General features: G+C 71.3%; 26 protein-coding genes and 2 pseudogenes. 11 read left to right on the top strand and 17 right to left on the bottom strand.

The annotated features are described in order from the left end of the window. Positions 1–66 precede the first annotated feature (66 nt). The gene (locus tag ACWEOE_RS26630; RefSeq protein ID WP_452013688.1) at positions 67–1,197 is read left to right on the top strand and encodes an FUSC family protein; all 1,131 of its coding nucleotides are present in this window, start codon (positions 67–69) and stop codon (positions 1,195–1,197) included. 97 nt (positions 1,198–1,294) lie between these two features. Further along, positions 1,295–2,434 (top strand): zinc-dependent alcohol dehydrogenase, encoded by a 1,140-nt coding sequence (locus ACWEOE_RS26625; RefSeq protein WP_452013686.1) that lies wholly within the window; start codon positions 1,295–1,297, stop codon positions 2,432–2,434. Between the two features lie 43 nt (positions 2,435–2,477). Here the strand turns inward: ACWEOE_RS26625 and ACWEOE_RS26620 are convergent, their stop codons facing one another. The 4 genes from ACWEOE_RS26620 to ACWEOE_RS26605 form a co-directional block, all read right to left on the bottom strand. Continuing rightward, entirely contained in the window at positions 2,478–3,527 is a 1,050-nt protein-coding gene (locus tag ACWEOE_RS26620) for an NAD-dependent epimerase/dehydratase family protein (protein ID WP_452013684.1), read from the bottom strand. A gap of 29 nt (positions 3,528–3,556) precedes the next feature. Further along, positions 3,557–3,970, bottom strand: coding sequence for a DUF4383 domain-containing protein (locus ACWEOE_RS26615; protein ID WP_452013682.1), 414 nt, complete (start codon positions 3,968–3,970; stop codon positions 3,557–3,559). A 43-nt stretch (positions 3,971–4,013) separates the two neighbouring features. After that, positions 4,014–5,669 (bottom strand): aa3-type cytochrome oxidase subunit I, encoded by a 1,656-nt coding sequence (gene ctaD, locus ACWEOE_RS26610; protein WP_452013830.1) that lies wholly within the window; start codon positions 5,667–5,669, stop codon positions 4,014–4,016. Positions 5,670–5,764: 95 nt separating this feature from the next. After that, a complete protein-coding gene (locus tag ACWEOE_RS26605; protein WP_452013680.1) occupies positions 5,765–6,430 on the bottom strand; it encodes a hypothetical protein in 666 nt (221 codons plus the stop codon). Between the two features lie 106 nt (positions 6,431–6,536). On the opposite strand from ACWEOE_RS26605, the gene ACWEOE_RS26600 reads away from it, so the two are divergent. After that, entirely contained in the window at positions 6,537–7,727 is a 1,191-nt protein-coding gene (locus ACWEOE_RS26600) for a zinc-dependent alcohol dehydrogenase (RefSeq protein ID WP_452013678.1), read from the top strand. 22 nt (positions 7,728–7,749) lie between these two features. Here ACWEOE_RS26600 and ACWEOE_RS26595 read toward each other — a convergent pair whose 3' ends face one another. From ACWEOE_RS26595 to ACWEOE_RS26575, 5 genes and pseudogenes are all read right to left on the bottom strand, one after another. Next, positions 7,750–8,499: a glycoside hydrolase family 15 protein gene (locus ACWEOE_RS26595; protein ID WP_452013828.1), complete on the bottom strand. Its 750-nt coding sequence runs from the start codon at positions 8,497–8,499 to the stop codon at positions 7,750–7,752. 610 nt (positions 8,500–9,109) lie between these two features. After that, positions 9,110–9,511: pseudogene (locus ACWEOE_RS26590) on the bottom strand (trehalase-like domain-containing protein); the annotation flags it as partial. Next, entirely contained in the window at positions 9,496–10,506 is a 1,011-nt protein-coding gene (locus tag ACWEOE_RS26585) for an SDR family oxidoreductase (protein ID WP_452013676.1), read from the bottom strand. The pseudogene ACWEOE_RS26590 and the gene ACWEOE_RS26585, both read right to left, overlap by 16 nt. Before the next feature lie 17 nt (positions 10,507–10,523). Beyond that, entirely contained in the window at positions 10,524–10,742 is a 219-nt protein-coding gene (locus ACWEOE_RS26580; protein WP_452013674.1) for a hypothetical protein, read from the bottom strand. Between the two features lie 140 nt (positions 10,743–10,882). Beyond that, complete coding sequence (locus ACWEOE_RS26575; RefSeq protein WP_452013672.1) at positions 10,883–12,679, bottom strand: thiamine pyrophosphate-requiring protein; 1,797 nt, start codon at positions 12,677–12,679, stop codon at positions 10,883–10,885. A 70-nt stretch (positions 12,680–12,749) separates the two neighbouring features. Between ACWEOE_RS26575 and ACWEOE_RS26570 the strand changes: the two genes are divergently transcribed. Together ACWEOE_RS26570 and ACWEOE_RS26565 are read left to right on the top strand one after the other, a co-directional pair. Beyond that, the gene (locus ACWEOE_RS26570) at positions 12,750–13,214 is read left to right on the top strand and encodes a MarR family winged helix-turn-helix transcriptional regulator (RefSeq protein WP_452013670.1); all 465 of its coding nucleotides are present in this window, start codon (positions 12,750–12,752) and stop codon (positions 13,212–13,214) included. Positions 13,215–13,226: 12 nt separating this feature from the next. Next, on the top strand, positions 13,227–13,844 hold the full coding sequence (locus tag ACWEOE_RS26565) for a hypothetical protein (protein ID WP_452013668.1): 618 nt from the start codon (positions 13,227–13,229) through the stop codon (positions 13,842–13,844). Between the two features lie 49 nt (positions 13,845–13,893). On the opposite strand, the gene ACWEOE_RS26560 is transcribed toward ACWEOE_RS26565, so the two are convergent. Then, a complete protein-coding gene (locus ACWEOE_RS26560) occupies positions 13,894–14,247 on the bottom strand; it encodes a hypothetical protein (protein WP_452013666.1) in 354 nt (117 codons plus the stop codon). After that, the gene (locus tag ACWEOE_RS26555) at positions 14,234–14,386 is read right to left on the bottom strand and encodes a hypothetical protein (RefSeq protein ID WP_452013665.1); all 153 of its coding nucleotides are present in this window, start codon (positions 14,384–14,386) and stop codon (positions 14,234–14,236) included. The genes ACWEOE_RS26560 and ACWEOE_RS26555 overlap by 14 nt, the downstream gene beginning before the upstream one ends. A gap of 131 nt (positions 14,387–14,517) precedes the next feature. Between ACWEOE_RS26555 and ACWEOE_RS26550 the strand changes: the two genes are divergently transcribed. Both ACWEOE_RS26550 and ACWEOE_RS26545 read left to right on the top strand, forming a co-directional pair. Next, positions 14,518–15,051, top strand: coding sequence for an STAS domain-containing protein (locus ACWEOE_RS26550; protein ID WP_452013663.1), 534 nt, complete (start codon positions 14,518–14,520; stop codon positions 15,049–15,051). Next, positions 14,967–15,791: a GAF and ANTAR domain-containing protein gene (locus ACWEOE_RS26545; protein ID WP_452013661.1), complete on the top strand. Its 825-nt coding sequence runs from the start codon at positions 14,967–14,969 to the stop codon at positions 15,789–15,791. Before ACWEOE_RS26550 ends, ACWEOE_RS26545 begins: the two co-directional genes overlap by 85 nt. Before the next feature lie 16 nt (positions 15,792–15,807). Here the strand turns inward: ACWEOE_RS26545 and ACWEOE_RS26540 are convergent, their stop codons facing one another. The 3 genes from ACWEOE_RS26540 to ACWEOE_RS26530 all read right to left on the bottom strand — a co-directional run bounded on the left by ACWEOE_RS26540 (position 15,808) and on the right by ACWEOE_RS26530 (position 17,510). Next, positions 15,808–16,227 (bottom strand): ATP-binding protein, encoded by a 420-nt coding sequence (locus tag ACWEOE_RS26540; RefSeq protein ID WP_452013659.1) that lies wholly within the window; start codon positions 16,225–16,227, stop codon positions 15,808–15,810. Between the two features lie 136 nt (positions 16,228–16,363). Further along, complete coding sequence (locus ACWEOE_RS26535) at positions 16,364–17,047, bottom strand: DUF6766 family protein (protein WP_452013657.1); 684 nt, start codon at positions 17,045–17,047, stop codon at positions 16,364–16,366. A gap of 82 nt (positions 17,048–17,129) precedes the next feature. Then, positions 17,130–17,510, bottom strand: a complete 381-nt coding sequence (locus ACWEOE_RS26530; RefSeq protein WP_452013655.1) for a hypothetical protein — start codon at positions 17,508–17,510, stop codon at positions 17,130–17,132. Positions 17,511–17,565: 55 nt separating this feature from the next. On the opposite strand from ACWEOE_RS26530, the pseudogene ACWEOE_RS26525 reads away from it, so the two are divergent. Next, positions 17,566–18,206, top strand: a pseudogene (locus ACWEOE_RS26525) (transposase family protein); the annotation flags it as partial. A gap of 57 nt (positions 18,207–18,263) precedes the next feature. Here the strand turns inward: ACWEOE_RS26525 and ACWEOE_RS26520 are convergent. Beyond that, positions 18,264–19,538, bottom strand: a complete 1,275-nt coding sequence (locus tag ACWEOE_RS26520) for a cytochrome P450 (RefSeq protein ID WP_452013826.1) — start codon at positions 19,536–19,538, stop codon at positions 18,264–18,266. 159 nt (positions 19,539–19,697) lie between these two features. On the opposite strand from ACWEOE_RS26520, the gene ACWEOE_RS26515 reads away from it, so the two are divergent. From ACWEOE_RS26515 to ACWEOE_RS26505, 3 genes are read left to right on the top strand one after another with little or no spacing between them, the layout of a single operon-like run. Next, positions 19,698–20,978: a molybdopterin-dependent oxidoreductase gene (locus tag ACWEOE_RS26515; RefSeq protein ID WP_452013824.1), complete on the top strand. Its 1,281-nt coding sequence runs from the start codon at positions 19,698–19,700 to the stop codon at positions 20,976–20,978. A gap of 30 nt (positions 20,979–21,008) precedes the next feature. Beyond that, positions 21,009–22,100 (top strand): molybdopterin oxidoreductase family protein, encoded by a 1,092-nt coding sequence (locus ACWEOE_RS26510; protein WP_452013653.1) that lies wholly within the window; start codon positions 21,009–21,011, stop codon positions 22,098–22,100. After that, entirely contained in the window at positions 22,097–22,576 is a 480-nt protein-coding gene (locus ACWEOE_RS26505) for a hypothetical protein (protein WP_452013651.1), read from the top strand. The genes ACWEOE_RS26510 and ACWEOE_RS26505 overlap by 4 nt, the downstream gene beginning before the upstream one ends. Before the next feature lie 84 nt (positions 22,577–22,660). On the opposite strand, the gene ACWEOE_RS26500 is transcribed toward ACWEOE_RS26505, so the two are convergent. Then, entirely contained in the window at positions 22,661–22,984 is a 324-nt protein-coding gene (locus ACWEOE_RS26500) for a plasmid stabilization protein (RefSeq protein WP_452013649.1), read from the bottom strand. Positions 22,985–23,071: 87 nt separating this feature from the next. After that, positions 23,072–23,821: an ATP-binding protein gene (locus ACWEOE_RS26495; protein ID WP_452013647.1), complete on the bottom strand. Its 750-nt coding sequence runs from the start codon at positions 23,819–23,821 to the stop codon at positions 23,072–23,074. Positions 23,822–23,999: the final 178 nt, after the last annotated feature.

Genomic DNA, 23,999 nt, shown 5'->3' with positions numbered 1-23,999 from the left:
GTGGTCCCCCTCGGCTACCCGAGATCGCAGTGGCTACACACGCGCCTCGCCGGGTAACCACCGGACGTGGACTCCCCGACTCCCGACACCCCCGCTGCCGAACCGAGACCCCAGGACGTGCTGCGCCAAGGCGTCCGCACACCCGTGGGCTGGCTGACTCGCGCCGTCCGCGTACCGGGCCGGGAACGTCGTGTCCTCGTCCAGGCGGCGAAAGCGGCCTTCGCGGCGACCGGGGCGTGGTTGCTGGCGACGCTCGTGCTGCACCTGCCGCAGCCGTTCCTCGCGCCGTACGCCGCGGTGTTCCTCGTGGAGACGACCGTGTACCGCTCGGTGCGCGGCTGGGTGCAACAGGTGGGCGCGGTGGCCGCCGGGGTCGTGCTCGCGGGGCTGGCCGGGCACGTGATCCCGTGGCCCGCCGTGGCGCTGGGGCTGGCCGTGTTCGTGGGGCTGCTGATCGGGTCGTGGCGGAGGTTCGGCGAGTCGGGGGTGTGGGTCGGCGTCACGGGCATGCTGCTGATCGCCTACGGAACCCCGGCGGCTCTGCTCGGCGACCGGCTCGTGGAAACGGCTCTGGGTGCGGCGATCGGGGCCGCGGTCAACGCGCTGATCTTCCCGCCGCTGTCGGGCCGCCGGCTCGTCGAAGCGGTCGACGCGCTGGCCGGCGCGCTCGGCGACCTCCTCGCCACCACCGCGCGGCTCATCCGCACCGAGGAACCCCCGGAGGACGTCGAAGACTGGCTGGGCGAGGCGCGCGAATTGCGCAGCCTCGTCGCCGTGACGACCGAGGCGGTGCAGCAGACGCGCGAGGAACGCGTGCTCAACCTGCGGCGGCGACGCTCCGGCCCGGTCCTCGACCGCCGCGCCGAACGGCTGATTTCCCTGTGGCCGCCGGTGGAACAGCTGATCGGCGCGGTCCGCACCGCGTCGATGCGCGAGGAGACGTTCACCTACCCGTGGCCCGCGGCGCGTGCCGCGCTGGCCGACATGATCGACTGTCTGAGCGCCGCGGTCCGCACCCCGGACGGCTCGGCGGAACTCGACCGCAGCCGGCGCCTGCTGTCCACTGTGGAGCGCCGGCTGGCCACCCCGGCGGACGGGGTGACCGCGGCGCTGGGCCTGGGGGCGATGACCTTGCCGGTGCGGCACCTGCTGGAACGGCTGGAAGGTCCGGAGCCGGCCGAGGCGGGGAGGCGGTGACCGCCCGGGTGGCAACGCGGCATCCGTGCCGCCGAGGCGTTTCGAGAGCGCTTCAGCGGGTAGGCCGCCGGGACGCGAAAGATCAGGAGGAACGATCGTGAAGGCAGTTGTGTGGCACGGCGTGGGCGACATCCGGCTCGACGACGTGCCCGACCCGAAGATCCTCGAACCCGGCGACGCGATCGTGCGGATCACCCGCAGCGCGATCTGCGGTACCGACCTGCACATGGTTCGCGGCACGATGCCCGGGATGGTCGAGGGCACGATCCTCGGTCACGAAGCCGTCGGTGTCGTCGAGGAGGTCGGGCCCGCGGTGCGGGGCTTTTCGCCGGGTGACCGGGTGGTGATCCCGTCGACCATCGGTTGCGGCACTTGTTCGTACTGCCGCGCGGGGTACTACGCGCAGTGCGACCGGGCGAACCCCAACGGGCCCGCCGCGGGCACCTGCTTCTTCGGCGGTCCGGAAGCGACCGGCCCGGTCGACGGGCTGCAGGCCGAGTACGCACGGGTGCCGTTCGCGATGACCTCGCTCGTGCGGGTTCCCGACGCCGTGTCCGACGACCAGGCGATTCTGCTGTCGGACATCTTCCCGACCGCGTGGTTCGGTGCGCGCCTGGCCGAGGTGTCCCGCGGGGACAGCGTGCTCGTGCTGGGTGCCGGTGTGGTCGGTCAGTTCGCGATCGCGTCGGCCAAGCGGCAGGGCGCGGGGCGGGTGTTCGCCGTGGACCGGGTGCCGTCCCGGTTGGACAAGGCCCGCGGGCAGAACGCCGAGACCGTGAACTTCGACGACGAGGATCCGGTCGCCGTGATCCGGGAGCTCACCGGGGGAATCGGGGTGGATCGGGTGATCGACGCGGTGGGTGTCGACGCGGAAAGCCCCGCGCCGGGCGCCACGCCGCCGGCCGACTGGGTGGCCGGCGATTCGCCCGCGCAGGCGGCCCGCTGGGCCGTGGACGCCGTGGCGAAGGCCGGCAGCATCGGTGTGATCGGGGTCTACCCACCGGGGTTCGACGAGTTCCCGTTCGGCCTGGCGATGAACAAGAACCTCACGCTGCACATGGGCAACTGCAACCACCGCCGCTACCTGCCGGACCTGCTGGACCTCGTGCACACCGGCGTGGTCGACCCGCTGCAGTTCATCACGCAGCACGAGAAGCCGACCGCGGCGATCGAGGCGTACGAGACCTTCGACCGGCGCGAGGACGGCTGGCTGAAGACGGTCCTGGACGTCGCGTGAACCTGCTGCCGGGCGGCCCGTGGGCCGCCCGGCAAGCACCGGATCAGGGGCGTTGGCCGACCCCGGACCCGAACTCGCTCGGCCGCGTCTCGTCACCGGCGAGCTGCGGCGTACCGCCGCCGGTGCCTTCTCGCAGTCCGGTGAGGAACTCGCCCAGCGTCTCTGCGGCGGAGCGGCGCGGGTGCCAGTCCAATGCAGACCTCGCGCGGGTCGTGTCCATGAGGGGCAGCCGCAGCACGGTGTCGAACAGGCCCGGCGTGGCGGGCACGAGGTGCAGCCGCCACGCGGCCGCGAGGGCCGGGCGGACGAGCCAGGGCGGGACCGGCACGAGCCGGGCGTCGAGCAGCCCGGCCAGGAAGGCGGGGTCCACGAGGTCGTCCGTTGCGATGTTGAATGCGCCGTGGACCGGACGCAGCACGCACCGGCGTACGGCGTCGGCGAGGTCGTCGCTGTGCACAACCTGGAACCGCAGCCCCGGCACGTCCGGGACCACCGGCACGAGACCGGGCCGCACCAGCGAGCCGGGCACGAACGGGCCCGCGAACAGCCGCCGTTGCTCCGGTGCGGCCGAGCGCTGGAACACGAAGCCGGGCCGCAGCCGCACGACCCGCGTGGCCGGGTGCTCCCGTTCGAAAGCGTCGAGGCATCGCTCCACGTAGGCCTTTTCCCGCGGATACGCGGCGGTCGGCCAGCCGTGCGTCGGCCAGTCCTCGGCCACGCGCCGGTCGCCTTCCCCCGGGGAGTAGGCGCCGACGGAGGACGCGTAGACGATCGTCGGCACGTCGGCCTCGGCGGCCGCTTCGAAGACGCGCAGCGAACCCCGCACGTTGGTGTCCCAGGTGAGGTCCGGCCGGTGGGTGGGCTGGAAGAGCCAGGCCAGGTGCACCACGGCGTCGGCGCCGCGCATTGCCAGGACCAAGTCGTCGCGGGTCACGTCCAGCGGCACGTACTGGGTCTTCGGTGGCGGGTTTGTCGCGGGCCGGCGTTCGATGCCCACGATCGCCTCCACCCCCGGGTCGGCGGCGAGTGCGCGGACGACGGCGGTACCCAGGTTGCCGGTCGCGCCGGTCACGACGATGCGTTGGCCAGTCATGCCACGGGGATAGCCGTCCCGGGGCCTGGCTAACCCTCGGCGGGTTGCCGCACGCGGCCGGCCATGAGCACCACAGCCAGCGCGACCAGCGAAGTGAGGCCGTGCAGCCAGTTGTCGGCCCAGTTGATGTTGACCGGGTCGTCGTCGACGGTGCCGAACGCGGCCGACAGAATCCCGAACGCGGTCAGACCGGCGAAGGCGACGAAGACGAACCAGCAGTAGCCGATGGCTCCGGACAGCTTCCGCGCGGCCAGCAGACCGAGCAGGCCGACCGCGGTGTGCACGATGTTCAGCACCGTGCTGGCGCCGAAGATCCACACCGTCCGGCTCGGGTCGTGTCCGACGTGGACGGTCTCCGGGACGAAGAATCCCACGACGCCGAGTACCAGGTAGATGACGCCGAGCGCGAGGACCACCAGGCGTGGCCAGGAGCGGGATGCCATGACGCCTCCTTTCCGGTTCCGTGGTTACCCGGTGAGGCGGCGCCTACACCCGGGCTCGGCGCCGGGCGACACGCTGCTCCTCGTTGATGCGGTCGACCATCGCGGGGTAGTGCAGCTCGAACGCCGGGCGTTCGGAGCGGATGCGCGGCAGCTCGTGGAAGTTGTGCCGCGGCGGCGGGCACGTCGTCGCCCACTCCAGGGAATTGCCGAAGCCCCACGGGTCGTCCACCTCCACGACCTCGCCGAAGCGGTAGCTCTTCACCACGTTCCACACGAACGGCAGCATCGAGGCACCGAGCACGAACGACCCGATGGTCGACACGGTGTTGAGCGCGGTGAACCCGTCGGTGGACAGGTAATCGGCGTAACGGCGCGGCATGCCCTCGGCGCCGAGCCAGTGCTGCACGAGGAACGTGGCGTGGAACCCGATGAACGTCAGCCAGAACTGCCACTTGCCCAGGCGTTCGTCGAGCATCCGTCCGGTCATCTTCGGGAACCAGAAGTAGATGCCGGCGAAGGTGGCGAACACGATGGTGCCGAAGAGCACGTAGTGGAAGTGCGCGACGACGAAGTACGTGTCGTGCACGTGGAAATCGAGCGCGGGGGCGGCGAGGATGACCCCGGTGAGCCCGCCGAGCAGGAACGTGACCAGGAACCCGACCGACCACAGCATCGGCGTCTCGAACGACAGCGCGCCCTTCCACATGGTGCCGATCCAGTTGAAGAACTTGATCCCCGTCGGCACGGCGATCAGGAAGGTCAGAATGGAGAAGAACGGCAGCAGCACCGCGCCGGTCGCGAACATGTGGTGCGCCCACACCGTTGCCGACAGCGCGGTGATGCCGATGGTCGCGAACACCATCAGCCGGTAGCCGTAGAGCGGTTTGCGGCTGAACACCGGGATGATCTCCGTGACGATCCCGAAGAACGGCAGCGCCACGATGTAGACCTCGGGGTGGCCAAAGAACCAGAACAGGTGCTGCCACAGGATCGCGCCGCCGTTGGCCGGGTCGAACACGTGCGCGCCGAGCTGCCGGTCGGCTTCCAGGGCGAAGAGCGCGGCGGTGAGGATGGGGAACGCGAGCAGGATCAGGATCGCGGTGAAGAAGATGTTCCAGGTGAACAGCGGCAGCCGGAACATCGTCATGCCGGGCGCACGCAGGCACACGATCGTGGTGATCATGTTGACGGCGCCGAGGATCGTGCCGAGGCCGGAGACGATCAGGCCCATGATCCACAGGTCGCCGCCGATGCCGGGGGAGTGCACGGCGTCCGAGAGCGGGGTGTAGGCGGTCCAGCCGAAGTCCGGCGCGCCGGCGGGGGTGAGGAACGCGCTCAGCACGATCAGGCCACCGAAGAGGTAGAGCCAGTAGGAGAACGCGTTGAGCCGCGGGAACGCGACGTCCGGTGAGCCGATCTGCAGAGGCAGGATGTAGTTGGCGAAGCCGAAGACGATCGGGGTCGCGTAGAGCAGCAGCATGATCGTGCCGTGCATGGTGAACAGCTGGTTGTACTGCTCCTGCGACAGGAACTGCAGGCCGGGTCGGGCGAGCTCACTGCGCATCAGCAGCGCCATGGCGCCGCCGGCGAGGAAGAACCCCGTGGCGGTGGTGAGGTAGAGCAGCCCGATCTTCTTGGGGTCGGTCGTGCGTGCCAGGGCCACCAGCACCCCGCCCCGCGGCGAGTACCGCGGGCTCATCTTGATCGGAGTCGTCCTGATCTTCGCCTCGGTCACCGCCGGCCTCCCGCAGTCGTTCTTCGCGGGTTACCCGTGCGGGTGCCGCGGTACACACCTCAGAGCTGGTTGCGGACCCCGGCTTCGTGCGGCAGCCGGGCGTTTTGCGCCGAAACGTCGCCTTCGACCGCTTGCCGCGCGGCGGCCCGGCGCAGGATCGGGAACGTGGTGCGCTGGCGGACGTCTTCGAGGAGGAACGCCGTGCCCGCGTAGAGCGCCAGGACGAAGAGGGCGAACGCGACCCAGCCACTCGCCCGCTCGATGACCGTCGGCGCGCCGAACTGGTACGCCGCCGAGAGCGCCGAGCGCAGGGCGGACACGGTGAGCACGATCCCGAGCAGCGCCTTGCCCAGGAACGCCACCACGATCAGCGGCACCAGCGCCAGGGCGAACGCCCCGAGGTAGAACCCGAGGGCGACACTCGTCTGCTGCTGCGGCGCCACCACGTGCACGACACCGAGCCCGAGCCACGAAGTGGCGAACAACCCGAGGGCGGCCGCCGCACCGGTGTCGCGGGCGAGGAACGCGATCACCGCCGCCAGGAACTCGAGCGGGAAGACGAATCCGGCCAGCAGGATGCCGGCCGTGCGCACCTGATCACCGACCACGAGCCCGAGGCCGACCCCGCCGAGCAGGGCCATGCCGACGCCGAAGCTGAAGAACCCCAACGGCAGCGGACTCGCGTACGGCCGGACCGTCACCGCGGGGCGCACAGGTTCGCTCATGATCACGGCGTACCCGGGTTCCGGAGCGCGCAACCGCGGAGTTTGCGCCTGCCGCAGGGGGGAAACCGGCTGGTTCGAACACGGACGCACGGAGACGAGGAGCGCCATGAAGGCAGTGACCTGGCACGGCAAGCGCGACGTTCGCGTCGAAGAGGTCCCGGATCCGAAGCTCGAGGAGCCCACTGACGCGATCGTGCGCGTGACGTCCACCGGAATTTGCGGCTCGGACCTGCACCTGTACGAGGTGCTCGGCGCGTTCATGACCGAAGGCGACATCCTCGGCCACGAGCCGATGGGCGTGGTCGAAGAGGTCGGGTCGGGCGTGTCGAACCTCGCGCCCGGAGACCGGGTGGTGGTGCCGTTCAACATCTCTTGCGGGCACTGCTGGATGTGCGAGCGCGGCCTGCAGTCGCAATGCGAGACGACGCAGGTGACCTCGCAGGGGAAGGGCGCGGCGCTGCTGGGCTACACGAAGCTCTACGGCCAGGTCCCCGGCGGGCAGGCAGAGTACCTGCGGGTGCCGCAGGCGCAGTACGGGCCGATCAAGGTGCCGGACGGCCCGCCGGACGAGCGGTTCGTCTACCTGTCCGACGTGGTGCCGACGGCGTGGCAGGCCGTGGACTACGCGAACGTCCCGCCGGACGGCTCCGTCGTGGTGTTCGGCCTCGGCCCGATCGGGCAGATGGCGTGCCGCGTCGCGCGGCTGCGCGGGGCGGGCCAGGTGATCGGCGTCGACCTCGTGCCCGAACGGCTGGCGCGGGCTCGCGACCACGGCGCGACGGCGATCGACACGCGCGACCACAAGGACATCGCCGAGACGGTCCGGCAGCTGACCGCCGGCCGCGGCGCCGACTCGGTGATCGACGCGGTCGGGATGGAAGCCCACGGCGCTCCGGCGGGCCGGCTGGCGCAGAACCTCGTCGGCCTGCTGCCGCAGCCGCTGGCGGCGAAGATCACGGAGAAGGCCGGCCTCGACCGGCTCAGCGTGCTGTACGCGGCCATCGACACGGTCCGCCGTGGCGGCACGATCTCGTTGTCGGGTGTGTACGGCGGCATGGTCGACCCGATGCCCATGTTGGAGCTGTTCGACAAGCAGATCCAGCTGCGCATGGGCCAGGCCAACGTGCGGCACTGGCTCGACGACATCCTGCCGCTCGTGACGGGCGACGGTGACCCGCTGGGCGTCGAAGGGTTCGCCACGCACACCCTGTCGCTGGCCGACGCGCCGCGGGCGTACGACATGTTCCAGAAGAAGCTCCACGGGGCTCAGAAGATCCTGCTGCGACCCGGAGCCTGACGGGCGTTCGCGGCCAGAGGTGTCACGACGGTGGGTCACCCGCGAGCCGGTGGGCGGTTTCGAGCAGGAGAGCGTGCACGAATGCTTGGGGCAGGTTGCCGCGCAGCTGGCGTTGGCGCACGTCGTATTCCTCGGCCAGCAGGCCGGGCGGTCCGCATGCCGTGCGGGTGCGTTCGAACCAGCGGAAGGCCTCCACGCGGTTGCCCTGGTGCCAGCAGGCCAGCGCCATCACGAAGCCGCACAACAGGAACGCGCCCTCGGCTTCGCCGAGTGGGCGGTCGTCCGGGGCGAAGCGGTAGACGTAACCGTCTTCGCACAGGTCGGTGCGCACGGCTGGCAAGGTCGCCGGTGTGCGTGGGTCCGCGGCGGGCAGGGCGCCGCGCACCGGCGGCAGCAGCAGGGCCGCGTCGGTGCCGGGACGGCCCGGCGCGCGCTGCCAGGCGCCGCGGGCGTCGGTGCCGCGGCGGGTCGTTTCGGCGAGCAGCCGGTCGGCGAGGCCGGACAGGCGGGTGGCCGCGGCCGGCGTGCGGTGCGTGGCGATCGCCCGCAGGCCGGCCACGCAGGCGAGCCGCGAATGCGTCCACCAGTCGTCGCCGAGTTCCCCCTCACCGGCCTCGGGTTCGTCCCAGCGCCGGCCGATCAGGTCGACGCAGAGGCCGGCCGCGCGCTCGGCGTCGGGGGTGAGCCCGTCGTGGCGGCCGGCGGCGTAGAGCTGCAGGAGCTCGCCGAGGGTGTCGAGCTGGAACTGGCCGTTGACGTGGTTGCCGGCGATCGGGTTCCCGCCGGGGCAACCCGGCAGCTTGAGCGCGGTCTCGTGGCGGGCGTGGGGGCCGGCCGTCGGTGCAGTAGGCGGGCAGGAGCCGGTCGCCGTGTTCGAGCACGCGCGCGGAGGTGAACGAGACCGCGGCGTCGAGCAGCGGGTTCCCCTCGGCGATGGACGCGGCGAGCCCGGCGTAACACTGGTCGCGCAGCCAGACGTAGCGGTAGTCGTAGTTGCGCCCGGCCTCGGCGCGTTCGGGCAGGCCCAGCGTGGCGGCGGCGACCGTACCGCCGCCGGCCGTGGTCAGGCCGCGCAGCACCGCGTAGGTGTGCCGGGCGTCGCGCGGGGCGACGGTGTTCTCCAGCGGCGGCACGGCTCGGTGCCAGGTGTGTTCGGTGGCGCTCCACAGCTCGGCGGCGGGCGGCGCCGCCGGCAACGGTCCGGCGCTGATCTCGAGCACGAGGTCGCGGCCGGTCCCGCCGCGCAGCGGGAGGTCCAGGACGAGCTGGCCTTCGGCGTCCGGTCGGGCTTCGGCGCCGTCGGTCCAGCGGACGCGCAGGTCACCGGTGCGCGCGGTCCAGACCCCGTCGCCGTCGCGGTTCAGCTCGCGCATCGAGCGGCCGCCGAACCCGTCGCGCAGGTCGAGCTGCACGCGCGCGGCGATGTCGCGTTCGACCGCTTCGACGCGCCGCAGAAGCACGACCCTCGACGGGTCGGCCGGGTAGGCCAGGGCGTCGCGGCATTCGATGACCGTGCGCGAGCTGACCCAGCGGTTGCGCCAGATCAGCGAGCCGGGTTCGTAGTAGCCGCCCCACACGCAGGTTTCGACCGGGCTCACCGAGTAGCTTCCCCGCCCGCCGATCAACGCCGACACCACGGCGCTGTCGGACCAGCCCGGCGCGCACAGCCACGCGAGGGCACCCCGCGGCCCGCTCAAGGCGCCGCGCTCGCCGCCGGCCAGCTGGGCGTATTCGGGCAGGACGTGCGGTGCGAAGTCCTGCCAATCGCTCAGGCCCGCGCCCACCGCCACACCCCGAGTGCGGTCGCGGCGAGTGCGCCGCCCGCCGCGGCGAGGACACCGTGGTGGTGGCTGGCCCACAGCTGGGCACTGCGGGGCGCGGACTTCGCGTCGAACTCCCCGTGGGCGCCGAAGTCGTGGCCCCGAGGGCCGTCGGCGGGGTGCCAGAGGTTCGCGGGCTGGTCGGCCGGGGTCGGCTGGTCCGTCTGCTGCGCCTTGAGCCCGGTCAGCGCGAGGTAGCGGTCGAGGACCCCGGGCGCGAGCGCGTTGGCGACGAGCGTGCCCACCGTGGCGCCCCCGACCCAGTACTCGCGCCGGCGCGGGTGGTCGGCCGCGTAGAGCACGGCCGAAGCCGCCACCTCGGGCTGGTAGATCGGTGGCACGGGTTGTGCGTGCCGTGGCAGCCGCGAGAGCACCCACGAGAACTGCGGTGTGTTGACCGCCGGCATCTGCACCATCGTCACGTGGACACCGCTGTGCTCGGCCAGCAGCTCGCACCGCAGCGCCTCGTTGAACCCCTGGATGGCGTGCTTCGCCCCGCAATAGGCGCTCTGCAACGGAATCCCGCGGTACGCCAGCGCCGACCCGACCTGCACGATCGTCCCCCGGTCGCGTGGTTTCATCCGGCTCAGCGCGGCCATGGTGCCGTGCACGTAGCCGAGGTAGCTGACCTCGGTGACGCGCTTGAACTCCTCCGGCCGGATGTCGCTGAACCGCGCGAACACCGAGGTGAACGCCACGTTCACCCACGTGTCGATCGGGCCCAGCTCCTGTTCGACGCGCGTGGCCGCCCGGTCCACCTGGCCGAAGTCGGCGACGTCGGTTTCCAGCGGCAGCGCGGTGCCGCCCTCCTGCCGGATGTCCTCGGCGGCCGCGCTCAGTCCCTTCCGGCCGCGGGCCAGGAGCGCGACCCGGGCGTGGCGCGCGCCGAACGCCCGGGCGACCGCCCGCCCGATTCCGCCACTGGCACCGGTCACGACCACCACCGGGTTGTCGGTCATGGGAATCCTCCGTTCCGTCACTTGCTCGCGGCCCGGGTCGCGATCGCCCAGACCGCCGCCGTCACCGCCCTGGCCGCGGCCGGTCCACGCCACCGCTTCGAAGCCGCGGCGAGCCCGGCCATGCTCAGGCTGTGCGCGCCGTCGACGAGCCACGCCCGGCGTGCGGCGGCGCTGTGCGGCCACCGCAGGGTCACCGCGGCCTGGACCAGGTGGCGCAACCCCAGCGCGGTGAGCACGACCGCGGCCGCGTCCTCCTCCGCGACCCTCGCCCCGGCGAGCAGCGCCCCGCCCCACCCGGCTCACGCGACCGCCACGGCCCGGGCGTTCACGGCGTCCTCGTCCGACGGGCCACTCTCACCACGGCGACCGCGGCGGGTCACTTGCCTCGCCGGCCCGGCAGGAACTCCTGGACCTTCGTCTTCACGCCCTGCACCACGAGGTGCATCGCGTCGGGGTCGCCCTTGAGCAGGGCCTCGGTGGCGGACTTCATCTGCTCGAACGTGGCGTGCGGTGGGATCGGCGGCACCTCGGGGTCGCAGCGCACGTCGAGGACCGCGGGCTTGTCGGCGGTGAGCACGGTGTCCCACGCGGAGCCCAGCTGTTCGGCCTTGTCGACGGTGACCGCCGTGAGCCCGAGCGACAGCGCGAAACCGGCGTAGTCGACGTCGGGCAGGCTCTGCGACTCCTCGAACTTCGGCGCCCCGCCCATCGCGCGCAGCTCCCACGTGACCTGGTTGAGGTCGTTGTTGTGGAAGACGCAGATCACGCAGCGCGGGTCGGTCCACAGGTGCCGGTAACGGGCGATCGTGATGAGCTCGGCGAGGCCGTTCATCTGCATGGCACCGTCGCCGACCAGGGCGACGACGGGGCGGTCGGGGTGCGCGAACTTCGCACCGATCGCGTACGGCACCCCGGGGCCCATCGTGGCGAGCGTGCCCGACAGCGAACCGCGGATGTCACCGCGGATGCGCAGGTTGCGCGCGTACCAATTGGTCGAGGAGCCGGAGTCGGCGGTGACGATCGTGTTGTCCGGCAGGCGCTGTGACAGCTCGTTGACGATGCTCATCGGGTTCACCGGCTCGGCGGCCACGTCGGCTTCGCGATCGACGGTGTCCCACCAGGAAGCGACGTTCTTTTCGATCTTGTCGCGCCACGAACGGTCTTCCTTGCTCGTCAGGCGCGGGATCAGGGCCCGCAGCGTCGCGCTCGCGTCGCCGACGAGGTTGACCTCGGTGGGGTAGCGCATGCCGATGAACCGGCCGTCGAGGTCGATCTGCACGGCGCGGGCCTGACCGAAGTCGGGCAGGAACTGCGAGTACGGGAAGTTCGAACCGACGATCAGGAGCGTGTCGCAGTCGCGCATCAGCTCGTAGCTGGGCCGGGTTCCGAGCAGGCCGATCGCGCCGGTGACCCACGGGAGGTCGTCGGGCAGGACATCCTTGCCCAGCAACGCCTTCGCCACGCCGGCGCCAGTCAGCTCGGCGACCTCGCGGACCTCGGTGGCCGCGCCGCGCGCGCCCTGCCCGACGAGGATCGCGACCTTTTCACCGGTGTTGAGCACTTCAGCGGCGGCGTCGAGGTCGGCCTCCGGCGGGACCGGTCGCGGCCACGACGTGCTCGGCGGGCTGGAGGGCACCTGCTTGAACGCGTGCTGCGGTGGTGAGTACGGCTCTTCCTGCACGTCGGCCGGGATGATCAGCGCGGTGGGGCAGCGGCCGGCGATCGCCGTGCGGAACGCGCGGTCCAGGGCGTTGGGCAGCTGCTCGGCCACGTTGACCTCGACGAGGTACTCGCTCGCGACGTCCTTGTACAGGGCCTGCAGATCCACTTCCTGCTGGTAGCTGCCGCCCATCGCGCTGCGCGCGGTCTGCCCGACGATCGCGACGACGGGCACGTGGTCGAGTTTGGCGTCGTAGAGACCGTTGAGCAGGTGGATGGCGCCGGGTCCCGACGTCGCCAGGCACACCCCGGGCCGGCCGCTGAACTTCGCGTAGCCGACCGCTTCGAACGCCGCCATCTCCTCGTGGCGGGCCTGCACGAACCTCGGCTTGTTGTCCGCCTTGCCGAACGACGCGACGATGCCGTTGATGCCGTCGCCCGGGTAGGCGAACACTTGCTCGACGTCCCACTCGCGCAGCCGCTGCAGCAGGTAGTCGCCGACGGTCTGGGTCATGACAGCTCCTCGTGCTCCGAAATTCGCCTGCGAGGTGGCTGTACCCGTTCTCCGGCCCTACTATACTTGCGTGCCGCAAATTTCCTCGGGCGATTCCGACGCCGCGCTCGCCGCGCTCGCCGCGCTGCGGGCGATGGTCGCGATCGCCGACTCCAGCGTCGAGCACACGACCGGGCACTTGACGCTCACCCAGTTCCGCGCGCTGCGCGTGGCGGCCGACCGCACGCCGGTCACGATGGGCCGGGTCGCCGACGAGCTGGCCATGAACCCGTCCACGGTCACCCGGGCTTGTGACCGGCTGGTTTCCCTGGGCTTGCTCCAGAAAGCGCAGAACCCGCTGAACAAACGCGAAACACTGCTCGCCCCGACCGGCCCCGGGCGCCGTCTCGTGGACCGCGTGGACGAGGAACGCCGCCACGTCCTGCACAGCGTGCTCGACCGGCTGGGCGACGGCGAGCGGACCGAGGTCGTGACCGCACTGCGGCGCTTCGCCGAGGCAGCGGCCGATGTGGCCACGGTTGCGTCAGGCAAATGAGGTGCGCTTCAGGTGGCGTGGGGACGATCGCTCGATCCGGTGAACCCCGGTCCGCGCGTGATCGTGTCCTCCTTCCGCGGGTACTCCACGCAAAAGGAGGAGGACACGATGCCCGACAACGACCTGCTGGGGTTCCTGGTCATCGGACTGATCCTGGTGGTGGCCGACGGCCAGGTGCTCTACCGCGGTGGCCGCCGGTACCTCCGGGGCTCGGCCGGTGGCGAGGCGCCTGGCTCGATGGCGCGGATGGTGGTGGCGGTCTTCCACCTCGTCGCGATCGGCGTCCTCGCGCTGCTTTCGGTGGTGGGCCCGGCGTGGTCGGGCTCGACGGCGGCCGTGGTCGGCCGCGTGGGTGTCTTTCTCCTGCTGCTGGCGGTCATCCACGGCCTCACGCTGGTCGTGCTGGCCCGCCGGCGGCAGGACGGGCTGGTCGAGAACAGCCTGCAGGAGCGCGACGCCCACCGAGCCGCCCCCGACCCCCAGCCCCGGCCGACGTCCGAACCCGGCCCCGACCCCACGGCGGCGGACGCCGCGTGGCAGCCGACGACCGTCGCCCCGGTACCCGGGCAGGTGGGCCCTTGTCCCCGGGTGAGCCCCGACATCGACGACCAGGGGCCGTACCGGACCTGAGACCGGGACCGTCCGAAGTGGACGTAATAGCTACAGGATTGCGGCCGGTTCAGCCGGTCGTGAAATTCTCGTCCACGCGGTCGGCCAGCCCGTCGAGCAGGCGGTGCGCCGTATCGTCTCCGTTGCCGGGGGTGAGACGCAGGGTCACCCAGCTCGCGCCCGCACCCGAGCCGGTGACGGTGAGCAACGCGCTGCCGCCGGGCCAATCGAGGTGGATGCGCGGGAGATCGGCCTCGCAGCGGACCTCGTCCGCACCGACGCCGACGACCTCGGTCAGCAAGCCCCCGACTCGAGTCAGGTCGGTGGCGGTGTTGGCGACGATCTCCGGCAGCGCACTCATCCCGCGAGCGGCGTCCTCGCCACCGCGATCGTCGGGCTCGCCGGGGCGGTCAGTTGCGCTCACGGCTGACCTCACCCTGACCGGCGGCTTCGCGCTCGGCGAGCTCGCGCTGGTCATCCGGGGTCAGCTCGCCCGAGCCGGTGAGTTCGCGGTCGAGCGTCGCGTCGGCATCGCGTTCGTGATCGCCTTCGTGATCGGTCATGCCCCGACGGCTACCCGCCGTCGACGTGATCAAACGCCGCCGGCCGCCGCCGGGAACGGCGCGATCCTCACTGGTGGGCACTGCACCGCCGATCCGGCCACTGCCCGCACCCGTGACTTCGCGGAACGGCGGTGAACGTCCGCATGGTCACCCAGGGCGCTTTCCCGGGCCAGGTGTGGTGCACTGGTGACGTCATGGGCCCGAGGTCGGCGCACGGACGTTTCGCCGCGAGCGCGTGGCACGGGCCGGCGGAGCAGCGAGAGGCGACGGTGACGAAGTATTCGCAGCTGGGTGGTGTGGTGTCGACCCGCCAGGCGCTGGTCGTGCAGATGTCCGGCGAGCTGACCACCCTGGCCGTGTCCGACGTCGCCGATTCGGTGCGCGCCGCCACGACCGCGGCCGGCGCGCCCGCGGTGGTGGTGCTCGACCTGCGAGGGGTGACGTTGCTGCCGGCCGCCGGGATGCGCGTGCTGTTCGACCTCGTCCGCTCGATCGTCGAACAGCCGTGCCGGTGCCGCCTCGTGATCGACCCGGACAGCCTCGTCGGCTCCGTATGGCCGGCGCCGATCCGGTGGAGGCCGTGCCGCGCTTCGCCGACCTCGACCAGGCGCTGGCGCTCGTCGGCGAACGGTCGGCGGCCACATCGCACGACGGCGACCAGGTGACCGACCGCGACCAGGTGACCGACGGCGAGCTGGACGCCCAGTTCGAGACGTTGACCCGCACGCTGCTCACGGCCACGACGGCCGCGGCGGCGCTGCGGCAGATCGTGGACGCCACTCTTGTGCTGGTTCCGGGCGCGGACCTGGTCAGCGTGACCCTGCGGACGCCGGACGGAGGGTTTTCCACCCCCGTGTCCACCGATCCCGCCGCCGCCGGGCTGGACCAGGTTCAGTACCGGTCCGGCGAAGGACCCTGTGTGGACGCCGCCCTCCCCGATGCGCCGGGATACGTGACCAGCACCGACCTGAACACCGAGCGGCGGTGGCCGGATTTCGCGGCGGCGACCACCGCTCGTGGCTACCAAGCCGTGCTGAGCACCGAACTCTTCGCCGCCGGCGACAAGCCGCAGCCGACCGGCGCCCTGAACATCTACTCCCGCCGGCCGCGGTTGTTCACCGCGGCCGACCGGCACGCCGCTCTGCTGCTGACCACCCACGCCTCGCTGACCCTGGCCCGGACCCGGGCCGTGGAGCTGGCCGACCTGCACGAGCACCACCTGCTTCAGGCGATCGACACCCGCGACGTCATCGGCCAGGCCAAAGGCATCCTGATGAACCGCCAGAACATCACCGCCGAGGAAGCTTTCGCCGTGCTCCGCCGGACTTCCCAGGACCTCAACGTCAAGCTCGTCGAGCTGGCCCACACGCTCGCCGACCGCCACCACGACCTCGACCGGCCGTAGCGCCCCGCGAGCCGCGTCAGCTTTCCGGTACGCGCCAGGTCATCGTGACGGTGGTGCCGTGGGGTGTGGCTGTGACGTCCGCGTGGTCGGCCAGGAGGTGGATCAGGGGGAGACCCCGGCCGTGAAGGTGGTCGTACGGGCGCGAGGGCTGCCATCGGCCGTGGTCGATGACGGCGACGCGGAGGTGACAGTTGTCGTGGGTCGCGCGCAGTCCGAGGGTGCCGGGGTGGTCGTCGGGGTAGGCGTGGGCGGCGACGTTGACCATGGCTTCGTAGGCCGCGAGTTCAAGGTCGCCGATGAGGGTGCGAGGCAGCTCCCGCTCACCGGCCCAGTCGGCGAGGGCGAACCGCATCGCGGTCGCGTCCTCGAGCAGGGCACGCCCGTCGAGGTTCAGCTCGCCGGAGTGGTTGCCTCCCGCGTCACGGGCCGAGCACATGTGTCACCGCTCCCTGTTCGCAGCCGCCGTGTTCACAGCCGCCGTCGCGGCCGAGCTGGCCCGAGTGTTTCCGCCGAAACCCGGCATAAACCCCGCGGCGGACCGGAAGTGGCCGCGCCTGCCGCAATCGCCGCGGTCAGCCGGATTCGTCGGTGACGTGGTGTTCGGCACCGACGGGTTTGGATTCGGGGGAGCCGCGTTGCCGGAGGTAGACGCTGAACACGGCCATGCTGCCGATGGCGAGGAATTCGGACTGCCAGTTCTGCAGAGTCCGGTCCCAGAAGTCGGCGGAGAGCAGGTATTCGCCCCAGCTGAGGGGGTCGCCGAAGTCGGCGAGTTGTTCGGCGTTGTAGGCGCTGACGCCGGCGACGGATTGGGCGAACCAGGACAACAGGAAGATGGTGGCCATGACCAGGCCGAGCGAGCGCGAGAAAACGGCGGTGCGCCAGCCGCCCGTTCTCGCCCAGCGCGGGGACCCTCTGCGGACGTGGTGACCGAGAAGCTGGTCCCGGTCGTTCTCCCGGCCGACCTGACCCATGGCTTTCGACTCGGGGGAGCCGCGTTGCACGAGCCAGACGGTGGCGAAGACGTAGAGGAAGAACTGCAGGTATTCGGATTGCCAGTTCTCGGCGACGTCGACGGCGAACGAGGAGGACGTGAGGTAGTCACCGAGTCCCACGGTCTGGGTGCCGTGGGCGAGCTGCTGGTTGTTGAAGTCGACGAGGCCGGCCCACGCCTGGCCGACGAGGCTGAGCAGGAACAGCGCGCCGAAGGCGAGGGAGAGACCGTTGTTGCGCAGGTGCGTCCGGAAGGTGCTCATCGACCCAGCGCTCCGAGGGTGATGAAGTAGGCCAGGCCCGCCAGGATGAGGACCAGGTAGACGGTGAACACGATGCGGGCTTTCACCGGCCACCCACCGCGCAGTCGTAGACCTGCTCGTTGCGCTGGTGGCAGCCGGCGCCGGTGATGCGCCAGCCGTCGGCGAACTCGTGCAGGAACAGCGTGTCGGCGTCCGAGCGGGCTTGGGCTTCGTCGCCCCAGACGGATGCCGAAAGCACGGGGGCGCGCGGGACGGCGGCGAGCGCCCGCCGGCACCCGCCCGGCCCGAGTGCGTCGTGTGCGCGCGGCGCGAGCAGGGCACACGCCTCGACTGCCGAGCCCGTGGCGGCCGCGGTCACGAAGCGTTGTGCGGTGGCCTGTGCTTCCGGCGCGTCGGCAGCCCCACACGCGGCGGCTGAGACCAGCAGCGCCACCGTGATCAGGCCACCGGCGATTTTCTGCACCGACTGGGTGTACCCGTTCGACGGCGAAGCAATCGCCACCGCCCTGTGCTACGGGATGTCTCGTAACCCGGTCTCGGGCTCGATGGGCCGGCAAGTGATCATGTTGATCGTGGATGGCCGTCCTGGCCGGCAGTGGGCATTGCCGCTGGCAGACCGGGTTCTGCTGGACGCCGCCTATTGGCGGGCGAACCTGACGATGCGCCAGATCGGACCGCTGTTCGGGGTATCGCATTCCTCAGCGCACCGAGGTACGCGACACGATCGGCCCGTGGCCGGCGCCGGCGCCGGTCCGCACACGACGGATCGACGCAGTCGCGATTGTCGACGGTACTCTGGTCCCGACCCGGGATCACCGGCTGGCCACCCCGTCGAAGAACTACCGCTACTCCAGCAACGTGCAGGTCGCGATCGATGCCGACACCCGGCTGGTGATCGCCACGACCGGCCGGTCACGGCTGACGGCGGCTACCAAGGCAACCCCGACGTGGTCATGCCTTATCGCAAACCCCGTGACGGCAGCGAGTTGCCGGACTCGGAGTAAGACCTCAACGCCAACCCACCGCAAGGTCCGAGCCCCGCGTCGAGCACGTGCTTTCCCGGATGAAGAACTTCAAGATCCTTCGCGACTACCGCCGCGCCGCGAGCGCACTCGCCGATACGGTGTCCGCAATCGCGCACCTGCACAACATCATCCTCGCCGTCTGGACCGCAACACCAGTCCCACCAACCACAACACCAGATACGAGACAGCGCTTAGGTCGTGGGCCGGAGGTCGAACGACAGGCCGAAGTTGTCGAGGGTCAGCGGCAGCGCCCCTGGGCCGAGATCGGCGCCGTGGAGGCGGAAGTCGTGGGACTCGAGGAGGTTCGCGAGCATCGTTGCGGTGGTGAACAGCACCAGGTCGCGCCCGGGGCAGGCGCCGGCCCCGCCGCTGAAGGGCACGAGCGCGGGTTCGGCCGCGGCGCGGCCGTCGAGCCAGATGGCGGGTTCGAAGGTGTCGGCGTAGGGCAGCCGGTCGGGGTCGCGGTGGAAGTAGGGCGTGTAGACGAAAAACGTGGTGTCCCGTGGGCCCCACTCGGTGGCGGCGCGGCTTTCGCGCAGCAACGCCGGTGTGGTGGGCCAGAGACGCACGGCCTCCAGCACGGTCGCACGCAGAGCGGGGAGCTGCTGCGGCTGCGTGAGATCGAGACCGGCGAGCTCGCCGCGGACTTCCTCCAGGTGGCCGGGGTGGGCGGCGAGCAGGGCCAGGGCCCGGAAGGTGACCATTCCGGCCGCGTCGAACGCGAACAGCCAGTGGGGCAGCTGGCCCGCCGGGTCGGTCTTCCCGTCGACCGGGGTGCTCGCCAGCGTGGCGGCGAGACTGCCGGGCCGGGCGAGGGCGATCTGCCGGCGCACCAGGTCCAGGAACCGCCGGCGGCTCTCGCGGCGCCGGGGATGCAGGTAGGCCCAGTTGGCGTCGAGGCGCAGGCGGGCCAGCAGGTCGGTGAGCTCGCGGTCTTCGGCGGTGTCGCCACCGAGCGCGATCTGCCGCACGGCGCTCCACCAGTGTCGGTTGAAGGTGTCCCAATCCAGCGTGGTGCGGTGCAGCATCGCGGCCGCCTGCGTGTGGATGTCGTGTGCCCACGGCCCGGCGAGCTCATGGACTTCGCGCCCGGGCTCGAGGACGAACTCGTTGAGCCGCCGCCGTGCGGCTCGCGAGGATCCTTCCGAGATCAGCACGCCGTGCGGCTGGAAGTGCCCGAGCGCCGCGGACTTCTCGATCGTGTCGGGGCTGAAGGGCGACGGGGTCCCGGCCAGCACCGCGCCCACGGTCTCCGGGGCGAGGACGACGTCGATCGACCGGCCCGGCACCCGCAGGCGCAGCGGCCCGTCCCCGTACTTGCGGCGCAGCTCGCGGTGCAGCTCGACCGCCGGCCGGTCGGCGTTCAGCTTCTGGGCCAGTGCCAGAACCCGGGGCCGGCGTTTGATCACGCCCGTGGCCAGCGTCGGCAGCAGCACCCGGCCCACGACGCGGAGCGTGTCGGCCACGCTCGCGCGGGAGAGGGGATCACGGCGCCTGGCCGCGGCGCTGAGCGTCTGCTCGGAGGGGATGGCCCGAGGTCCTTGTCGCGTCACCATGTCCCGGGCTTACCCACTGGGCGAAGGGGGTACTCGTGGCGGGAACCCCACCACTGCGGGAGGTACGGATTGGCTCGGCGCGACGGGATCGAAGAGCCGTGGGGAACGCGGACGCCCTACGGACGCGGTGAGCCGTGGCCGGTGCGGGTGGACAGCCACCTCGCCGACGGGATGCGCCCGGAGGACGTCGAGAGCTGGGCCCGGACCGCGGCCGTGCTGCACTCCAACGGCGACGGACTCGACCTGGCCGTGACCGGCGGCCGCATCGTCGGAGTGCGCGGCCGGGCCGACGACCACGTCAACCGCGGGCGGCTCGACCCCAAGGACCTCTTCGGGTGGCAGGCCAACGCGGCGTCGGACCGGTTGACGACCCCGCTGGTGCGCCGCCACGGCGAGCTGGTGGAGGCGAGCTGGGACGAGGCGATGGACCTCGTCGTCCGCCGCAGCCGTGAACTGCTCGACGAACAGGGCCCGGGCGCGCTGGGGTTCTACACGAGTGGACAGCTCTTCGCCGAGGAGTACTACACGCTCGCGGCGATCGCGCGCGGCGGCATCGGCACGCACCACCTGGACGGCAACACCCGCCTGTGCACGGCGACGGCGGCGGCCGCGCTCAAGGAATCCTTCGGCTGCGACGGGCAGCCCGCCTGCTACGCCGACGTCGACCACGCCGACGTCATCGCGCTGTTCGGGCACAACGTCGCCGAGACGCAAGCGGTGCTGTGGGAGCGGATCCTCGACCGCCTCGCCGGTTCCGAGCCGCCGAAGCTGCTGTGCGTGGACCCCCGCGAAACGCCGGTGGCCCGCGCCGCGACCGTGCACCTCGCGCCGTTGCCGGGCACGAACGTGGCGCTGATGAACGGGTTGCTGCACGAGCTCATCGAGCACGGCTGGGTCGACCGCGACTACGTCGAGCGTTACACGGTCGGTTACGACGAGCTCGCGGCGACCGTCGCGGACTACCCGCCCGAGCGCGTGGCGCAGATCTGCGGGCTCGAACCCGGGGAGATCGGGGAGGCCGCCCAGCTACTCGGCTCGGCCGAGGCACTGCTGTGCACCGTGCTGCAGGGCTTCTACCAGTCCCACCAGGCGTCGGCGGCCGCCGTGCAGGTGAACAACGTCGTGCTGCTGCGGGGAATGCTCGGCAAACCGGGCGCCGGGGTGCTGCAGATGAACGGCCAGCCGACCGCGGAGAACACGCGCGAGTGCGGCGCCGACGGTGACCTGACCGGTTTTCGCAACTGGGCCAACGACGAGCACGTGCGCGAGCTCGCGCGGCTGTGGAACGTCGACGTGGACAAGATCCCGCACTACGGTCCGCCGACGCACCTCATGCAGATGCTGCGCTAGGCGGAGAACGGCAGCCTGCGGTTGTTGTGGGTGTCGGCGACCAACCCGGCCGTGTCGCTGCCGGATCTGCACCGGATCCGCTCGATCCTGGCGCAGGACCGGCTGTTCCTCGTGGTGCAGGACGCCTTCCGGACCGAGACCGCGGAGCTCGCCGACGTCGTGCTGCCCGCGGCGATCTGGGGTGAGAAGACCGGCACGTTCACCAACGCCGACCGCACCGTGCACCTGTCCGAGAAGGCGGTCGAGCCACCCGGGCAGGCACGGGCCGACCTCGACATCTTCCTCGACTACGCCCGGCGGATGGACTTGCGCGACCGTGCCGGCGAGCCATTCCCGGCGTGTACGGACGCGGAATCGGCCTTCGAGGCCTGGAAACGGGCGTCGGCGGGCCGCCCATGTGACTACAGCGGACTGAGCTACGGGAAGCTGCGCGAGGTCAGCGGCGTCCGATGGCCCTGCACCCCCGAGCACCCCGACGGCACCGAACGGCTCTACACCGACGGGAAGTTCTTCGCCCACCCCGATTACTGCGAGAGCTACGGCCGCGACCTCGTCACCGGCGCGCCCACCGAACCCGGCGAATACCGGGCGGCGAACCCGGACGGGAAAGCCATGCTGAAGGCGGCCGGGTACCTCGAACCCCACGAAACGCCCGACGCCGACCACCCGTGGTTCCTCATCAACGGGCGCACGATCCACCACTTCCACACCCGCACGAAAACCGGCCGCACCCCGCAGCTGGACGCGGCCGCTCCCGAGGTGTGGCTGGAGGTGTCCGAAGTGGACGCGGAGGCGGCGGGGCTGTCCGAAGGGGATCTGGCGGAGGTGTCGACACCGCGCGGCGCCGTGCGCGCTCACGTTCGCGTCGGCGGGATCCGGCCCGGGGTGGTGTTCCTGCCGTTCCACTACGGCTACTGGGACGTCGACCACGCCGCGGGCAAGGACGGCGACCGCGCGGCCAACGAGCTGACGTTCACCGACTGGGACCCGGTGTCCAAGCAGCCGCTGTTCAAGGTCGCCGCGGCGGCCTTGCGCAAGGTCGGCGACGAGCCGCCCGCGCCGTCTCCCCGTGCGGCGGACACCGCCGTCCACGAGGAGTTCGAGACGGAGGGCGCGCGATGAAGCTGGGCCTGGCGTTGCGGGAGCTCCACCGTTCGGAGAAGTCGCTCGCCCGCGATCTGCGCAAGACGGCCGACCGGCACGTCGTGGAACACGAGGTGCACCACGTCGCCCGGGACCTGGCCGGCTGGTCGGCCGACCACGTGCGCGAACTCGCGCGGCACGCCCGCCACTACGGCCTGCACCTCGACGAAGACGTGCCAGGTTCCGGACCGCTGGCGTCCGTGCGCAGCGCGCTCTCCGAACTCGGCTCCAGCCGGCCGGAACCGGGACTGCTCCTGCTCGCCGACCTGCGGCGGCTGCATCGCAAGGCGGCCGGTGTCTCGCTGGACTGGGAGCTGCTCGCGCAGGGCGCGCAGGCGGCCAAGGACCCTGAGCTGCTCGCCCTGGCGAGCCGTTGCCACCCGCAGACGCTGCGGCAGATGAAGTGGACCAACGCGATGCTGAAGATCATGTCACCGCAGATCCTCACCAGCTGAACCGGCCGCCGCCGAGATCGACATCCGGCCCCGGCCGGCTTCGGCGAACGCGCTCGCAGGAGGGCGCCGCTCAGGTCGCCGGGGTCATCGACCCAGCGCCTTCTGCAGTTCCTGCTTCGTCATCTTCGAGCGCCCGTCGATGTTGCGCTTCTTCGCTTCGTTGTACAGCTGTTCCCGGGTGGGCCCGCCCGGTCCCTGCCGGTTCCCCGACCGTTTCCCGCCGCGCTTCTGCGGGCTCATGTCGTCGGTCGAGCTCTTGCTGGCCGTCTTCGATTCGCCTGCCTGTGCCCGGTTCTTGTTGACCGTGCGGGCCGCGATCTCTTCGGCCCGTGAGGTGCTCGCCCCGCGCTTCTTCTGTGAATCCTTGATGTGTTCGTACTGGCGTTCGCGTTTCCCGCTTCCCGGCATCGCTCCTCCTTGGTCGTGATCGGCAGATACCCCCGGCGCGGGCGGGCAAACCATTGCCGACCGCGAAGGGATTACCGTCGTCGGCGGTCACGTGAGGGGGCGGTGCTCGTTCGGCACGCGCAAGGTGGCCCAGACGACCTTGCCGCCGTTCCACGTGCGGTTGCACCCCCAGGCGCCGGCGAGCCGCGCCACGATCTTGAGCCCCAGGCCCGGGTCGAGCGGGTTGAGCTGCTCGTGGAGCTCGGCGAGGCGGGGATCGTCGTCGGCGACGGCGATCGTGCAGATCCCGCGGCGCAGGTCCAGCCGCAGCCGCGGTTCGGAACGCGTGTGCTCCAGCGTGTTCGTGACGAGCTCGGTGACGATCGTCCGTGCGTAGTCCGAGATGCCGGGAATGCGCCAGGCGTGCAGAACCTCGTCGGTGAAGCGGCGGGCGAGCTCGCCGGTGGCCTCGCCGCGCGGGAACTCACGCACCGCACGCCGGCGCACCGGGTCCGCGAAGTGGCGTTCCGCCTCGGCCGGGTCACAGTGGATCCGGGCGTAGCGCGCCACTGCGGAACGGTTCAGGAGCGCTTCCTGGTGCGGGTGCCGCGTGACGAGGGCGAACGGCACTCCCGGCCAGTTGCCCAAACGCATCGCCACCAAGGCGAACACGCTCAACCGGGCGTCATCGGCGAAGGCCAGCTCCGACACGTCGGCGATGAGGCCATTTGGTGCTTCGGCGGCGGCCTTGAGCAGCCCGTCGCGCACGGTGCGGTGCGACACCGGGTCCAGCACTCCCTCGAGCGCGAGCACCGTCGAGCGAGCCCGGTGGACGAGCTCCATGCGGATCTCGGACATCGGCCCCCTTCCACGTCCGCGCGGGCACGGGTCGGCGCCTGTCTTCGCGGGCAGGATACCCCGCCGCTGACCTGTCCACTGTGGAAGCGGTGGCGGCTCGGGCCGGGGCCGGGGAAAACCGAGGGTCCGGACGAGGTTTCGCGGCGCCCGCCCGGGGAAACCGAACGGTCAGCGAGCA

The organism is Amycolatopsis sp. NPDC004368 (assembly GCF_053602515.1).
Note: the sequence above shows the minus strand (reverse complement) of the source record. Positions and strands in the feature narration are given on the sequence as shown.

Bases quoted from the DNA above. Each gene is read 5' to 3' on its own strand.
- ACWEOE_RS26620 (WP_452013684.1), bottom strand. From the start codon at position 3,527: ATGACTGGCCAACGCATCGTCGTGACCGGCGCGACCGGCAACCTGGGT.
- ACWEOE_RS26615 (WP_452013682.1), bottom strand. From the start codon at position 3,970: ATGGCATCCCGCTCCTGGCCACGCCTGGTGGTCCTCGCGCTCGGCGTC.
- ctaD (WP_452013830.1), bottom strand. From the start codon at position 5,669: ATGAGCCCGCGGTACTCGCCGCGGGGCGGGGTGCTGGTGGCCCTGGCA.
- ACWEOE_RS26605 (WP_452013680.1), bottom strand. From the start codon at position 6,430: ATGAGCGAACCTGTGCGCCCCGCGGTGACGGTCCGGCCGTACGCGAGT.
- ACWEOE_RS26600 (WP_452013678.1), top strand. From the start codon at position 6,537: ATGAAGGCAGTGACCTGGCACGGCAAGCGCGACGTTCGCGTCGAAGAG.
- ACWEOE_RS26585 (WP_452013676.1), bottom strand. From the start codon at position 10,506: ATGACCGACAACCCGGTGGTGGTCGTGACCGGTGCCAGTGGCGGAATC.
- ACWEOE_RS26575 (WP_452013672.1), bottom strand. From the start codon at position 12,679: ATGACCCAGACCGTCGGCGACTACCTGCTGCAGCGGCTGCGCGAGTGG.
- ACWEOE_RS26555 (WP_452013665.1), bottom strand. From the start codon at position 14,386: ATGACCGATCACGAAGGCGATCACGAACGCGATGCCGACGCGACGCTC.
- ACWEOE_RS26540 (WP_452013659.1), bottom strand. From the start codon at position 16,227: ATGTGCTCGGCCCGTGACGCGGGAGGCAACCACTCCGGCGAGCTGAAC.
- ACWEOE_RS26535 (WP_452013657.1), bottom strand. From the start codon at position 17,047: ATGAGCACCTTCCGGACGCACCTGCGCAACAACGGTCTCTCCCTCGCC.
- ACWEOE_RS26505 (WP_452013651.1), top strand. From the start codon at position 22,097: ATGAAGCTGGGCCTGGCGTTGCGGGAGCTCCACCGTTCGGAGAAGTCG.
- ACWEOE_RS26500 (WP_452013649.1), bottom strand. From the start codon at position 22,984: ATGCCGGGAAGCGGGAAACGCGAACGCCAGTACGAACACATCAAGGAT.
- ACWEOE_RS26495 (WP_452013647.1), bottom strand. From the start codon at position 23,821: ATGTCCGAGATCCGCATGGAGCTCGTCCACCGGGCTCGCTCGACGGTG.